Source organism: Leeuwenhoekiella polynyae (genome assembly GCF_004104075.1).
Taxonomy (GTDB): Bacteria; Bacteroidota; Bacteroidia; order Flavobacteriales; family Flavobacteriaceae; genus Leeuwenhoekiella; species Leeuwenhoekiella polynyae.
The window spans coordinates 20,705-35,844 of the sequence record NZ_QOVK01000003.1; the positions used below are offsets into that span (position 1 = coordinate 20,705).

A 15,140-nucleotide genomic window follows, 5' to 3' on the forward strand; every position below is an offset into this window, starting at 1 on the left:
AATTGGTTAAATTCTACTGTTATTTAGAATTTCTGGGGTGCGCTTTTTGGTAGACCCTTCCCAACTCTGCCATACTTGTATGCGTGTAAACCTGGGTAGCAGCTAAACTAGCGTGCCCTAATAATTCTTTAACAGCATTTAAATCTGCCCCATTATTAAGCAAATGAGTCGCAAAGGTATGCCGAAGCACATGCGGACTCGTTTTGATTTTTCGGGACACCTTACTAAAATAACGATTTATCGTTCGGTAAACAAACGTTTCATATAATTTAGCACCCTTATCTGTGAGCAATAAATTCTCTTCATTTTTATCAAAGCCTTTGTTTGAAAGCAATTCTTGATATCGTTTTATTCCATCTTCTAACCAACTGATCATAGGAATAATTCGCTCTTTGTTACGTTTTCCTAGTACTTTTATAGTGTGCGAATTAAAATCAACATCAGAAGTTTTTAAATCAATCAACTCACTTCGTCTTATTCCGGTAGCGTAAAACAACGACACAATCAGGAAATCACGAGATTCAGAAAATTCCTGAGCATTGGCTAAATTATTTATAACCGAATCTATTTCCTTATTAGAGAAAGGAACTTGTATCTCTTTTTTAATTTTTAAAGATTTATGTTTTGCTAACGGATTAACCTCTACACCTCCCGTTCTCTGCAAAAATTTAAAAAAAGCTTTCAGAGAAGCTATTTTTCTATTTATACTTCTATGTGTCAAACCAGAATCAGAAAGCGTGACAATCCAAGACCTCACATAGGTGTATTCTACTTCATTCGCAGATTCTACACCAAACTCAGCTTCAAGAAACTTAAAAAAAACTTCAAGATCATTTGTATATGCCAATAAAGTATGCTTACTGTAATTTTTCTCCAGCTCTAAATAGTCAACAAACGATTTGATCTGCATAATTTAGTTTTAAAGAAAGATACTCATTTCCCAAGTAAAAGCATAATGACACCACACTGAAACCACAGCCCAACCACACTTTACCACAAAATCTGTAGGCGAAAATGGTATGAATATGGGCTGACTTTTGACGCACCTATAAGCACCACTACCTTTTAAATAGCTTATTTACAACCACAGAGAATCACGAATAATTGTTTATAAGACACCTCCAGAATTCAATTTAATGAGTAATAAACCCAGCGCAACAATCACCTCGAAGCCTAATTATAAAACAAAAAAAAATCTGCTAAGATTACTCTTAGCAGATTTAATATTTTGAAAGAGGATTAGTCTCTCTGTTAATAATCCCTGGCAAGAACTAATCTCACCGACGGAATATTAAATATTCTCTTGATCGCGAAGCCCTTGAATATAAGATGCTTTCTGAATTTCTCTTCTACGTGAAACAGAAGGTTTTGTGAAAGCTTGACGATCACGCAGCTTACGCATTGTTCCCGTTCTATCAAATTTTCTTTTGAAACGCTTCAGCGCTCTATCGATATTTTCTCCGTCTTTTACTGGTATAATTAACATAGTGGTACCTCCTTTCTTTAAAATTCTTTTCAGTTTTCAGGCCGCAAAGATAGTTTAAACTTTAAAACTAACAAGCGGTTTTAAATTTAATTATTTCGCCGCAGGCTTATATTCTTTTTTATCTATTACCATCTTAGCAATAATCTCTTTTAAAATCTCAGACGTACCGCCACCTATCGGACCTAACCTACTATCTCTAAACATTCTCGCTAGCGGATAATCTTCCATATAGCCATACCCTCCTAACATCTGCAAGCATTTATAAATCACATCATCTGCGATTTTAGTTGCAAGCAATTTAGACATGCTAGCCTCCTTAACTACATAATCGCCACTATAAAGATTATTAGCAATTGCATAGTTAAATGACTTCACCATCTCCACTTCACTTGCCATCTCTGCCACAGTATGCCTCAATGCCTGAAATTTATCTAAGGTTTTGCCAAAAGCGATACGGTCTGACATATATCCTAATGTATACTCTAAAGCATACTCAGCACGTGCGTGTGCATTTACACCCATTATCAAACGCTCTAAAGCAAAATGCTGCATAATATAAGAGAAGCCTTTATCCTCTTCTCCCATTAGATTTTCAACAGGAATTTTCACATCAGAAAACGCTATCTCTCCCGTATCTGAAGCTCTCCAACCCAGTTTGTCTAATTTTGTAGCACTTATTCCTTCTGTATCTCTATCTATTACAAAAATACTCAGACCTTTATTTCCCTTCTCAGGAGTTGTCTTCGCAGCAACAATTAAATAATCTGAATATACCCCATTTGTAATAAAAGTTTTTGAACCATTTAAAATATAATGATCTCCCTTTAAAACAGCTGTACTACGCATTCCTGCAACATCAGAACCACCAAAGGGTTCTGTGATACATAAACAGCCTATTTTTTCACCAAGAATACTAGGCGTTAAATATTTTTCTTTAATCGCTGGTGAACCTTCAACTTTTAAATGCGTCATCGCTAAATAGGCATGTGCCCACATTGCAGCAGCAAAACCACCACTATTGATGCGTTGTAATTCTTCAAGAAAAATAACAGTGTAGAAAATATCAAGATCGAGCCCACCATATTCTTCAGGAGCGGCTAAACCAAAATAGCCCATCTCTCCCATCTTTGTCCAGATAAAGCGATCTATATTACCCGTCTGCTCCCATTTTTCAATATGTGGAACAACTTCCTTTTGCAAAAATTCTCTCAGACTTTCTCTAAAGAGCTGATGCTCTTCCGAAAAAAAAACATTATTCATCTAGTATACTTTAATTTAATATAAGGCAATCGGAAAGGAAGCTTTACAAGCCAAATATGCGTAATTCTCAGTAATGCCTTCTCCATTTTGGTTGGATGACAAATATAATTTAATTCGCTCTAATTTATAGGAGGTTATTCCGTCTATTTTGAGGAGCTCATCAAGATCATTAATTCCCTTATGCAGCAGACGGTAATCTATAATATCTCTTGCGCTTTCAAAAGTTATAAATGGAACTGTTGAGAGATCTGATGCATTAGCGGCATTCACGTCAATCAACTGTATGTCTGGTTTTGACTGAACCGTAAACTGATCTTTAATGGCGTACACCTGACTTTTTGAAGTACCATAAATGTCATAAAGCTGATTATCCTCAAGAAAACCTCCCAGTTTTTTCCTACAACTCAACAGGCGTTTTACAACAACCTCATCTAAATCTTTAATACCCATTAAAGATTTAAAATCTGCCTTATTTAAATCGCTTTTAGGTTTTTCTTCTGAGTATGAAAAACTAGTTTTTGAAGCTTTAGGTTTGGAATTTGTAACCCATTCCGGAAATTTAAAGTAGGGTGCGATTGTTTGTAATAAAGAATCTGAAACACCAGTTACTTTCTGAAAATCATCAGCAGAATTAATCTACTGATCCTTTTCACGAAAGCGTAATAACTTATCTATTTCAACCATACGCATTCCTAAAGTATAGCCTTTGTAATCAGTTATGAAATTAGGATTGAATGGATAGATTTTCGGCTGGGATTCCGCTAACATTAATTGCTTCAAATATCTGAAGCTCTTCATCTGTTAATGCTTCTGGTTTATAAAAAGCATTTGGAGTTATCCAAAATAGACTCCCAAACAAGCAATTAAAACCAGCACCAAAAGCAAAATCCCACTTCTTTGTCTGTTATCCAGAAAGAAATGGGATTTTAAATTCATAAGAGAATTATTTTGTTAAGAAGCTTCTTTAGTCTTTTTTGAATCTTTATCTATAACAGCATCCATTCGGCCAATTTTAATGGCATTAAGATATGCTTGTAATTCTTTTCTAACTTTAGGAGACAGTAATACCAAACCGATAATGTTAGGAAATACCATCGCAAAGATCATTGCATCTGAGAATGCGATAACTGCTCCTAAACTCGATGAAGCACCTACTATTATAAAGGCTAAAAATAATACTTTGTAAGTAATGTCCTGAACCCTTCCTTTTCCAAATAAATATTTCCATGATTGCAATCCGTAATAAGACCAAGAAATTGCAGTTGAAATTGCAAATAATACAACTGCAATAGTAAGAACAATAGAGAAGTATGGAATAGCCGAGTCAAATGCTACTGAAGTCAAATCCACTCCATTGATAGGTTCGTTAGTTGCATTAAGCATTACGTTACTTGCTGCATCGAGATTACCATATGTAAACAGGTTGTGCTTTGCGTTTGTGATAATAATAACAACGGCAGTCATTGTACAGATGATCACGGTATCTACAAAGGGACCAATTGAAGCCGTAAGGCCTTCACTAGCCGGGTAACGTGTTTTAACAGCAGAATGTGCAATTGCAGCAGAACCTACACCAGCCTCATTAGAAAACGCTGCTCTTTGAAAACCTACAATAAGAACTCCTACCACACCTCCAAAGGCTGCATTAGGGTTCATTGCGCCATCCCATATCTGACCTAAAGCAAAGCCCACCATATCTATATTAATAGCAATGATAATAAAACCTGCAAGAACGTATACAATAGCCATAAATGGCACCACTTTTTCGGTAAAAGAACCAATACGCTTTATACCACCTATAATCACCAACCCAATAATTGCAGCCATTATCAAACCTAGATACAATCCTGCGTTAGGATTATCCCAACCGGTCATTTGTATCAACTGTGACGAAGCCTGATTAGATTGAAACATATTTCCGCCACCAAAAGACCCCCCGATACAGAAAATAGCAAATACTACCGCAGTCACTTTACCAAGGCCTCCTAGCCCTTTTTCTTTTAAACCTTTAGAAAGGTAATACATAGGACCACCGTAGGTTCTACCATTTTCATCTATTTCACGATATTTTACACCTAACGTACACTCCACAAACTTTGAAGCCATACCTAAAAGCCCTGCTACGATCATCCATATCGTAGCTCCCGGACCACCCAGTGCAATTGCAACCGCAACACCAGCGATATTACCAAGACCTACCGTTGCAGAAAGAGATGCTGTTAAAGCCTGAAAATGTGTTACCTCACCTTGAACTTCGCCAGTAAGCTTAACAGTATCTTTTACTTTTCCATCTTCAACAGTGATTTCTTCATCTGCAGGCACATAATGATCTAAATCATCATATTTCCCCCAAGCTGTTTTAATACTATCTTTAAAGTATCTAAGGTTAACACCCTTAAAATAAATTGTAAAAAACAAAGCCCCTAAAAGCAAAATAAGAATTACGATAGGTAATTCTTTTCCGGCTATAACTATAGGATACATTATGGTGTCTACAATGGGCGTCGTATATTTTTCGAAAGCTGCATTTATAGATTCCCCCATGCTCATTTCTTCTTGAGCGAATGTCAGAAAGGGAAAAATTAGACAACAAATTGAAAAAATAATTTTCTTCATAAGAATATTTTTAAAATAAAATTTGGAGTAAAAAACCTTGAGGAAAATCCACAAAGCATTAAATAAAAAACAAATTACTTCAAAGCATCAAAATGCTATCGGGATGCTTTGAAGCCATAATCTCGATTTTTCGAGTAAAGCCAGCAAGATGCTAAAAAAATAGCCTTTTTCAAAGGTAAACCTCGTTAAAAAAGAAGAGAAAGTCTCTATTTACAAAGAATCATTCAACGAATCACTCAGCTTATTACTTAAAATTATTGTTTAGACACTATTGTGTAAGAATGCAAAAAAAGCCCTATTTGATACTAATCAAACAGGGCCTTAAAAATGGTAATTTTTATTAATCGAAATTAATTGATTGCCTCTTTTTTCAATTTAATTGCGGCGAGATATCTGTCTAACTGTTTCTTTACCACAGGAAATAAAAAGAATAATCCTACCATATTGGGAAAGATCATTGCAAAAACCATAGCATCAGAGAATGCCCAGATCGACCCCATATTTGCTGCAGCACCAATTACTACAAATATTAGAAATAAGACCTTATATACAAGATCAGCGGCCTTGCCTCTTCCGAAAAGAAATTTCCAGGACTGCAAACCATAGTACGACCAAGAGATCATGGTAGATACTGCAAATAAAACCACCGCTATTGTTAAAAATACATTTGAAAAAGGAATATACTCGTGAAAAGCTTTTGATGTAATACCAGCTCCTTCATAAGAAAGACCATCAATAATTACAGCTCCTGAGCCATCACCTCCGTATTCAAAGTAACCGCCAAAATTAAAAATAATGATAACTAGCGCAGTCATTGTACAAATCACTACCGTATCAATAAACGGCTCTAATAAAGCAACTAATCCCTCACTCGCAGAGTACTTCGTACGTACTGCTGAGTGTGCGATAGATGCAGAACCAGCTCCCGCTTCATTAGAAAATGCTGCTCTTTTAAAACCTACTAAGAGAACACCTATAAACCCACCTACACCTATTGCTGTAGGTTTGAAAGCCTCTTCCATTATTAGAGTAAAAGCATCATCTATCAATGTATAATTAGATCCCACGATATAAATACAAGCTCCTAAATACATAATTGCCATAAATGGAACTACTTTTTCAGTAACCTGTGCAATACGCTTGATCCCACCAATAACGATAATACCAACTAAAACCGCTATCACAACACCAATCCAGAAACCGGCACCTGCACTTTGCAGATTAAACAATTCTTTCAATACAATAGTTGCTTGATTACTCTGTGCGGCATTACCACCACCAAAAGAATTACCGATACAAAAAACAGCAAAAATCACTGCAGCTATTTTCCCTAAGGTCGCAAAGCCTTTTTCTTTTAATCCTTTAGTCAGGTAATACATTGGCCCACCATATACTGTACCATCTTCACCTATATCACGGTATTGAACTCCCAAGGTACATTCTACAAACTTGGTTGACATCCCCATCAGTCCACAAACAACCATCCAGAATGTTGCTCCAGGGCCTCCTAAAGCAATTGCAAGGGCTACACCCGCAATGTTACCGTTACCTACTGTGCCAGAAACTGCAGTTGCCAAAGCCTGAAAGTGGCTCATTTCTCCTGCAGAAGATTCATCTCTAATGGTATCAACAATATCCCCATCAATAGCTAAATCATCATCAAGCGTTTCTATATGCTGCTCAAGATCTACTTTGTTTAAATCAACCCCGTTTGCAATACCATTTTCACCATATAAAACCTGAGCACCATGATTTTCTATATCTTCATATTTACCACGTACTGTCTGAATTGCACGCCAGAAATATCTGAAGTTTGGAAAACCGAAACGAATAGTAAAGAAAAATGCACTAAAAACAAGAAGAATTAGCACGAAAGGAATTCCAAATACATTAAAGAAAATTATATTTGAAAAGAAATCTGAAATAGGCGCAAAAGCCTGATCAATTTTTTGATCTATTCCAACCTCAACCTCTTGAGCTGCAACCTGGAAAACCGAAAAAAAGATAAAAACGGAAGCGAATAGGTGTTTCATAAAAAAAGCAAAATCGTTAAATTAAAACTAGAATAAAGCGAAAAACGTTACATTATTTTCACCGCTTTCTTCGACAAGCTGTAAACATACTACTAAATCGCAAATTCTTTATGTAATTTTTCGATCTGTTCTGGTCTTCCTATTACAATGAGTATAGAATCTCTTTCGAGCATTAAAGAAGCTTCGGGATTGATGATATAATTTCCGTCAGGTGACTTATAGCCTATGATAGAACAACCCGTACGATTTCTTAGGTCAATATCTCGTATAGTACGACTCTCGTGATCAGGACAAACAGCATCATAATTTATTTGCTGAACATTTACCCGCCCACCGGTCGCTACCTGCAAATGATCTATAAACTCCAGCAAATCAGGCACAACAACCAGTGAAGCCATATGATCACCACCTATTTTATCTGGCATTATCACATTGTTTGCGCCAGCAAATTTTAGTTTTTGATACGTTGTCTCTTCAGAAGCTCTACTTATAATTTTCATTTTAGAATTAATTTGCCGTGCAGAAAGCACCACAAATAAATTATCAGAATCATTAGGCAATGCAGATATTAAAGTTGCAGCGCGCTCCACCCCTGCTTTTATAAGAACCTCATCTTCATTGGCATTACCGGTAACAAAATTTACTTCTTCAGATTGAAATTTATGTACCACCTCTTCATCCAACTCTATGATAACAAAAGGCTTGTGATAGGTCATTAACTTTTGTGCGGCCTGCTTACCATTACGGCCATAACCTACGATGATCACATGATTATTGAGTTTATCTATTTTCTTCTGCACGCTGCGCTGTTTTATAAGTTCAAAATTACTTCGGCTTAAAATATATTCTGTTATAATAGAGATCGCATAACCCAGAACGACCACACTTACCAAAATTAATATTACTGTAAAAATTTTTGCGGTATCGTTGAGGGGCTGCACTTCTCCAAATCCTACGGTGCTAATGGTAATCATAGTCATATAAACCGCATCGGTCCAAGTGTACTCTGCAAAAAATCGAAAACCGAAAACCCCCATTGCCAGCATACTTACAATAAGCAGTAAGGCAATATAAATTCGGTTTTTAAAAATGGTAAGCATAGTTTTTTACAAATCAAATACAGATGTACGTTTTGTATAAACCAAATCTTTAAGCTTAAGCCAGAAGGCTAAAACAAGATAAAAAGCAAATCCCAAACCTGCAGTAGCAAATGAAAGATAAATGAAGAACAAACGCACATTCTTAGCACGTATTCCCATTCGGTCTGCCAGTCGAGACGAAACGTAGAATCCGTTTCTTTCAAAAAAATGACGCAATTTATGCATAACAACTATTCTTATTTACAAAACGTATATCTGCTAAAATAAAGCCTTTGGTTGATTATATCGCTTCATTAAGCAAATAATTACGTATCTGACAATGCAAACATTGATTTTGATCACAATACATTTTTTTTAGCTGAATCAACGCCTGACTATGCAAGGCATCTTTCTTAGTTTCTCTCGATTTTGAAAAGCAATTCATTATGGAATTTTTCTCCTGCGGAAGGTTGAGCATTAATTTAACTAATTCTACTTCTATTAATTGACCCTGAGCTTTTGCGGTTGCAAACTTTATAGGTGTCAGAGTATTAATTATTAAGATATTTATAAATGCCGGAGTATTTATTTAGATCGCTTTTATGAATCTTGCCAAAGTAATACTGTGTTTCCCAATAGAAAGAAGTCTCTATTTTAAATAACTCTTGCACTTGGGCTCTCGTTTTTGCAGCTATAACTAAACTGAACAAATCAGTACGCTGCTCATAAAATTGAGCGAGTTGAGACAATCGAATAGTAGGAAAATTAGGCGGTCGCAATTTGTAGAACTGCACTTTTTGATTAATTCCAGTAACTAGCTGATACTTATGCTTATTGTATTCACATTCTTCCTTCCAGCTTCCAGGCTCTTGTTCTTCTGCTGTTTCCGACAATAATCCTGCAAGTCCTAGCAATACAATCTCCAATTGATCTTTTTGTAAACCTAATTTTCTTATGATTTTAAAATCTAAAACTGAAGCTAAAGCTTCAAAAGCATCGGCATTGATTACTGTACCAAAGTTACGGGCAAGCATTGCAAACAAAACTGCTTCCCAATTACCATTTTTGCTAGCGATCTATTTTTCGACCTGCAAAACCTTTTGCTCTAAGCGCTCAAAAAATCAGGAACTTCTTTAAATCTAGATTCACAATTGATAAAATTGTAGATCTTCGATTCTAGTAAATGTTGGTAATTATTCAGCAATTCATCATTCACCTTATCGGTGAGAATAAGCGTTGGGATTTGTGCGTCAACTTTATCAAAAACAGTACAATCATATTCCCAAACCACGTGCAGGATTACATTTTCGTAAGCAGGATCCTGCTGGTGATTATGTAGATACCAATCCGAACTTTTTATGCGAAATTCAACGTTACCCGCCCATAACTGATCATCAATTCCCACCTGAGCATTAAAAAAATCAGGGCCTGCAAGTTGATTATGCATACCTGTTTTTATGATCTGAAGTTTTTTACCACAAACTGTTTGAAGCTTTGAAGTTGAAGCTGCACCGTCAAATTTTCGGCAGTTCCAAAGATGATGTAAAAAGGCCTCTTTCATTAGCTTAAAGTTAAAGCAATTTTAGCATAACCTTAATAGCTTCAACGCTTAAGCCTCTGTAATTTTAAAAAAAATAAAAAACTATGAAAAATTCAATTCTAACTTTAGCATTTGCAACAACCCTAATTTTCACATCTTGTGTAGATCGAAAAACTTCAGATAATGGGGAGGTAGAGCTCAAATCACAGTCTGAACAAGTTACGCCAGAAGATATGTATCAAACCTCAGGAAAAGAAGATGCTGATAACCCTGAAGATCTTACAGAAATCAACAGCGCTAAAAAAGTAATCAATGATTATTTTGATGCATTAAGTCGCGGAGAAACTGCCGAAGCTTACCAAGAAATGTCTCAGACAAGTGATCGCGGTACATCTTCTGAATTTGCTGAAAAGCATTCAAATATTGAAACAGTAACCTTAAGTTTTACTGAAGATCCAAAAGTAACCTCTGGAGCAGAAGGTACCGATGTAAAAATGCCTCTTAGATATACTATTAAAACCAAACAGGGAAATACTGAAACCTACAACGGCTCTGTAATGGTCGTAAAAAAGAACAAAGAAGATGCTGACTATAAAATACAAGGCATGACTATGACGCGGGAAGACAGTTAATACATTAATCTATAAATCCTTTTTCGCGCATCCAGTTGTCGTTATACATTTTGCCAACATAGCGGCTGCCATGATCGTGAAAAAGGATTACTACAACATCACCTTCTTTAAAATGTTCTTTTAACTGCAGTAAACCTTTAATCGCTGCCCCTGCAGAATTACCTAAGAAAAAACCTTCTTCTTTTGCCAAACGCTGTGTATAGACTGCGGCATCTTTATCAGTTACTTTGGTAAAGCCATCAATGATTTTAAAATCTACATTTTTAGGTAAAATATCTTCTCCTATTCCTTCGGTTATGTATGGGTAAATTTCATTCTCATCAAAAATTCCGGTTTCGTGATATTTTTTAAATACCGAACCGTAAGTGTCTATCCCCCATATTTTGATATCGGGGTTTTTCATTTTTAAATACTTTCCCACACCAGATATTGTTCCTCCAGTGCCTACACCAGCTATAAAATGGGTTATTTTACCAGCTGTTTGTTCCCAAATTTCAGGTCCTGTGGATTCAAAATGTGCCTCAGCATTCGCGGGATTATCGTATTGATTCACATACCAAGAGTTTGGCGTTTCTTGTGCTAAGCGCTTCGAAGTACTATAATACGATTGGGGATCATCTGGCGCTACATCTGTGGGACAAACAACAACTTCGCATCCTACCGCTTTAAGAATGTCTATTTTTTCTTTGCTCTGCTTATCAGAAATTACACAAACCATTTTATAGCCTTTTACGATAGCGACGAGTGCGAGGCCCATACCTGTGTTTCCAGAAGTCCCTTCAATAATTGTTCCGCCAGGTTTTAGATCTCCAGAAGCTTCAGCGGCTTCAACCATTTTTAAAGCCATTCTATCTTTAACAGAATTACCCGGATTGAAGGTCTCATATTTCGCTAAAACCAAACACGGTAATTCTGCGGTAAGCTTATTTAGTTTTACGAGTGGAGTATTGCCTATTGTCTCTAAAATATTTTCGGCATAATGCATAAAAATGGGATTTTTAAGTAGGACTTGTTTTAAGTACTTTTTAACCAAAACGACCTTCTGTTATCTATTTTCAAAAAATAGATATTAAAAACGAAATTTTATACCGATTTAACAACATTTTGATTTTTCAACCTGAAATTCAGTAAAGAGTTTCTTCCCTATTTAGAACCAAGCTTTTGCTTTGATCTTGCACTGCCTCTTCTCACTTTAAGGATGTAATAAATAATAAAAGTATTTCCTATAATAGATGGCAAAATCCAAACCCACAATCCCGGTATTCTCATACCTGCAACTAAAAATGCAGTCACTGATGCGATATAGGCACCTGTAATCTTACCTATATGTTGTGTGAGCCACGCTGTTTTTGTACGAAAAGGATTTTTCAAAAATCGATAATCCTGAAAGCATAATGCTAGAGCCAAAATCCCAAAAAAGATAAAAAGGATTTTATTACCAAAAATCTCCAGCATCCCGCTTACAATCATCAGAACTGCAAGCACTGCCATACTAATGGTTAGGCTCCAGTCAGTTTTAGACACTTTAGCTTTTTTAGATTTAAAACGCAAAGTTCTATTTCCTACCAAAACCATATAAATGGTAAACAAACCGATTAAAAATAAGAAAGAATTATAATGCCCAGGCATACTTGCTACCGGTAAAGAAAGCCCGGAACTCACTAGCATTCCAATTGTAAAAAACTTACCTGATTTTCTGTGAATTTTGCTTCCTTTCTTAGCAACTAAACTCAACGTGCCCGAAAGAAGGCCTATACCGCCAAAGAATGCGTGAATATAAATAACGATGGTGATTGCTGTTTCCATAATTGAGTGGTTTGATTGTTCTCTTCAAAAATGAAAACATTTGAGGAAGCTAAATATTCAAACTAACCCAACTGTAAAATCTCAATACTCAACTGTAAAATGAAAAGGCTTTCTATTTACAGAAGCTCAAAACTTAATCAAACTTAATAGTCTTTACCGGAGAAATACGGGTAATAACATAAGAAGGTACCAATAACATTACCGCACATAAAAGAAAGGTACCCATATTGAGAAGTAAAATATAATACCAATCTATATAGACCGGAGCCTCGCTTACATAATAGGTTTCAGGATTGAGGGTAATGAACCCAAAATACTTTTGAAGAAACAACAACCCAAGACCTATGATATTTCCCCAAAATAAGCCCACGCCAACTAGATAAAGTGCATTGTACATAAATATCTTGCGAATACTCCAATTATTTGCCCCCAGCGCTTTTAGAACACCTACCATAGGTGTACGTTCTAAGATCAATACCAGAAGCGCAACGATCATATTGATACCGGCAACTATTATCATTACAACAATGATCAATGCGATGTTGAAATCAAACAAAGATAACCACTCAAAAATGCTGTAGTATTTCTGTGTAATGGTCATCGTATTTAAAAATGAATCTGTGTTCTGATAGATTTCCCTGCCTATTTCATCGAGGCGATCAAAATCATTTACAAACATCTCAAAAGCGCCCACCTGATCATCTTCCCAGTTATTTAGTTTTTGAATATGACGAATATCTGCAAACAAAAAACTCTCATCAAACTCCTGAAAACCGCTATTATAAATACCAACGATATCAAATCTTCGGTTTAAAAATCCTCCATCTTCTTTCAGAAAAAACACAATGACTTTATCGCCATTCTTAAAACCTAACCGGTTGGCTAGATATTGACTAACGAGTATTTCAGTATTTAATTTATTTTTATAATCCGGGATTCTTCCTTCTACGAGAAAATCTTCCATATAATCCCAGCGGTAATCGTCACCAACCCCTTTTACAATAATGCCCTCAAAATCTGTAGGAGTTCTAATCACACCGGCCTTAGTAGCAGTAACCTGCACGTGTGTAACTTCTGGCACCGCATCAAAATCAGGATAAAAAGGTTGATCTTTAGGAATAGGATTGAGCGTGATATCGCTATTATTTCCATCAAATTGAGAGACGATCACATCTCCATTAAAGGCAGAAACCTTTTCTTTTATCTTTTGCTGGAGCCCCACACCAGTAGCAATGGTAATCATCATCATAACCATCCCCAGAATAATGGCGATAATTGCGATTTTAATTATAGGTGTCGAAGCAGTACTTTTATACTTCTTAGCGCCAATTATGCGTTTAGCTGTAAAATATTCAAAATTCAATCGTCCTATGGCGTTTCGTTTGCTCAAAAGTACCCTTTTTTTAGTTTTTGTAATTGCTATTTCCTGCGGAAACCATTCCGGGAATAAAAATCAAATTCAAAACAAGTCAAGTAAAAACGCTAAACCTGGAGATTCAACTTCGGTTATAGAAAATAAAAGATTGGTCTTGGGAGCCAATCGTACCGAAGCATATTTACCACTTATAGCAGATAAACGCGTAGCGGTTGTAGGAAACCCGAGCTCACTTATCCTAAAAAAAGAATTGCCTAACGGCGAAAAGATATATGTACACTTAGTAGATTCTCTCTTAAGCTTGAATCAAAACCTGGTTAAAGTATTTTCTCCAGAACACGGTTTTAGAGGAAAAGCCGATGCCGGGGAAGCCGTTAAAGACGGTAAAGATCCTAAAACCGGACTACCAGTAATTTCTCTTTATGGAACTAATAAAAAACCAAAAACCGAACAATTAAAAGATGTTGACATTCTTGTTTTTGATATTCAAGATGTGGGTGTGCGTTTTTATACGTATATCGCCACACTACATTATGTGATGCAGGCTGCTGCTGAAGCTAATATACCTGTGGTTGTTTTAGATAGGCCTAACCCTAATGGAAGCTATGTTGATGGACCAGTGATGGAAGCTGCTCACACCAGTTTTCTGGGAATGCACGCCGGTGTTCCGCTTGTTCACGGAATGACACTAGGAGAATATGCACAGATGATGGCAAAAGAACACTGGTTGAAAACCGAAAAAACAGTGGGCCTTACCATTATCCCAATGAAAAACTATGTTCACGAAATGCAGTATTCGTTACCGGTACGCCCTTCTCCTAATTTACCAAATGATCAGGCTGTGATGCTTTATCCCAGTTTAGGACTTTGCGAAGGAACTACTCTAAATGCTGGTCGTGGTACCGAAATGCAATTTCAAATAATAGGCGCTCCTTATCTACCAAAGGAAACTTATAAATTGAATTATACGCCCGCTCCTAATTTTGGTTCTAAGAGCCCTAAGTTTAACGGCGAACTTTGTCACGGACTAGACCTAAGAACTGTAGACCCATTACATGAAGTTGACCTTACCTTTATCATAAATGCGTATCGTGATTATACTGAGAAAGAAGCCTTTTTTAATACAAAGAATTTTACGGCACATGCGGGTACCGCACAATTACAAAAACAAATTGAGGCCGGTGCTTCTATGGAAGAGATAAGAGCTAGCTGGCATTCAGCCACGCAAGACTTTCTAAAAATTCGATCAAAATATTTGCTTTACGACTAGATCGAGCTGTATTACTGCTTTTTTGGCAAATAGGAAACTTGAG

The 15,140-nt window shown here is 36.3% G+C and carries 16 protein-coding genes; 2 read left to right on the plus strand and 14 right to left on the minus strand.

Annotation, left to right across the window (positions count from 1 at the left end):
- Positions 1–19 precede the first annotated feature (19 nt).
- The 11 genes from DSM02_RS05215 to DSM02_RS20670 form a co-directional block, all read right to left on the minus strand.
- Complete coding sequence (locus tag DSM02_RS05215; protein WP_128764649.1) at positions 20–910, minus strand: tyrosine-type recombinase/integrase; 891 nt, start codon at positions 908–910, stop codon at positions 20–22.
- A 381-nt stretch (positions 911–1,291) separates the two neighbouring features.
- The gene (gene rpsU, locus DSM02_RS05220) at positions 1,292–1,486 is read right to left on the minus strand and encodes a 30S ribosomal protein S21 (protein WP_028377788.1); all 195 of its coding nucleotides are present in this window, start codon (positions 1,484–1,486) and stop codon (positions 1,292–1,294) included.
- Between the two features lie 90 nt (positions 1,487–1,576).
- Complete coding sequence (locus DSM02_RS05225; protein ID WP_128764650.1) at positions 1,577–2,746, minus strand: acyl-CoA dehydrogenase family protein; 1,170 nt, start codon at positions 2,744–2,746, stop codon at positions 1,577–1,579.
- Between the two features lie 15 nt (positions 2,747–2,761).
- Entirely contained in the window at positions 2,762–3,196 is a 435-nt protein-coding gene (locus tag DSM02_RS05230) for a ComEA family DNA-binding protein (RefSeq protein ID WP_128764651.1), read from the minus strand.
- Between the two features lie 186 nt (positions 3,197–3,382).
- The gene (locus tag DSM02_RS20315; protein WP_164918237.1) at positions 3,383–3,544 is read right to left on the minus strand and encodes a hypothetical protein; all 162 of its coding nucleotides are present in this window, start codon (positions 3,542–3,544) and stop codon (positions 3,383–3,385) included.
- 153 nt (positions 3,545–3,697) lie between these two features.
- Positions 3,698–5,362 carry an alanine/glycine:cation symporter family protein gene (locus tag DSM02_RS05235; RefSeq protein WP_128764652.1) on the minus strand — a complete coding sequence of 555 codons (1,665 nt, stop codon included), beginning with the start codon at positions 5,360–5,362 and terminating at the stop codon, positions 3,698–3,700.
- A 350-nt stretch (positions 5,363–5,712) separates the two neighbouring features.
- Positions 5,713–7,395 (minus strand): alanine/glycine:cation symporter family protein, encoded by a 1,683-nt coding sequence (locus DSM02_RS05240; RefSeq protein ID WP_128764653.1) that lies wholly within the window; start codon positions 7,393–7,395, stop codon positions 5,713–5,715.
- Positions 7,396–7,487: 92 nt separating this feature from the next.
- On the minus strand, positions 7,488–8,495 hold the full coding sequence (locus tag DSM02_RS05245; RefSeq protein WP_164918238.1) for a potassium channel family protein: 1,008 nt from the start codon (positions 8,493–8,495) through the stop codon (positions 7,488–7,490).
- Between the two features lie 6 nt (positions 8,496–8,501).
- Entirely contained in the window at positions 8,502–8,720 is a 219-nt protein-coding gene (locus DSM02_RS05250; protein WP_128762407.1) for a PspC domain-containing protein, read from the minus strand.
- Between the two features lie 305 nt (positions 8,721–9,025).
- Positions 9,026–9,550 carry a DUF2851 family protein gene (locus DSM02_RS20665; protein ID WP_262707840.1) on the minus strand — a complete coding sequence of 175 codons (525 nt, stop codon included), beginning with the start codon at positions 9,548–9,550 and terminating at the stop codon, positions 9,026–9,028.
- Positions 9,551–9,579: 29 nt separating this feature from the next.
- A complete protein-coding gene (locus tag DSM02_RS20670; RefSeq protein WP_128764655.1) occupies positions 9,580–10,035 on the minus strand; it encodes a DUF2851 family protein in 456 nt (151 codons plus the stop codon).
- Between the two features lie 83 nt (positions 10,036–10,118).
- Here DSM02_RS20670 and DSM02_RS05265 point away from each other — a divergent pair, with 83 nt between their 5' ends.
- The gene (locus DSM02_RS05265; RefSeq protein WP_128764656.1) at positions 10,119–10,646 is read left to right on the plus strand and encodes a hypothetical protein; all 528 of its coding nucleotides are present in this window, start codon (positions 10,119–10,121) and stop codon (positions 10,644–10,646) included.
- Between the two features lie 4 nt (positions 10,647–10,650).
- Here DSM02_RS05265 and DSM02_RS05270 read toward each other — a convergent pair whose 3' ends face one another.
- The 3 genes from DSM02_RS05270 to DSM02_RS05280 all read right to left on the minus strand — a co-directional run bounded on the left by DSM02_RS05270 (position 10,651) and on the right by DSM02_RS05280 (position 13,815).
- The gene (locus DSM02_RS05270; RefSeq protein WP_128764657.1) at positions 10,651–11,631 is read right to left on the minus strand and encodes a PLP-dependent cysteine synthase family protein; all 981 of its coding nucleotides are present in this window, start codon (positions 11,629–11,631) and stop codon (positions 10,651–10,653) included.
- Positions 11,632–11,789: 158 nt separating this feature from the next.
- Entirely contained in the window at positions 11,790–12,452 is a 663-nt protein-coding gene (locus DSM02_RS05275; protein WP_128764658.1) for a DUF2306 domain-containing protein, read from the minus strand.
- 133 nt (positions 12,453–12,585) lie between these two features.
- Positions 12,586–13,815, minus strand: coding sequence for an ABC transporter permease (locus DSM02_RS05280; protein WP_128764659.1), 1,230 nt, complete (start codon positions 13,813–13,815; stop codon positions 12,586–12,588).
- 7 nt (positions 13,816–13,822) lie between these two features.
- Here DSM02_RS05280 and DSM02_RS05285 point away from each other — a divergent pair, with 7 nt between their 5' ends.
- Complete coding sequence (locus DSM02_RS05285; RefSeq protein WP_240673982.1) at positions 13,823–15,097, plus strand: exo-beta-N-acetylmuramidase NamZ family protein; 1,275 nt, start codon at positions 13,823–13,825, stop codon at positions 15,095–15,097.
- Positions 15,098–15,140: the final 43 nt, after the last annotated feature.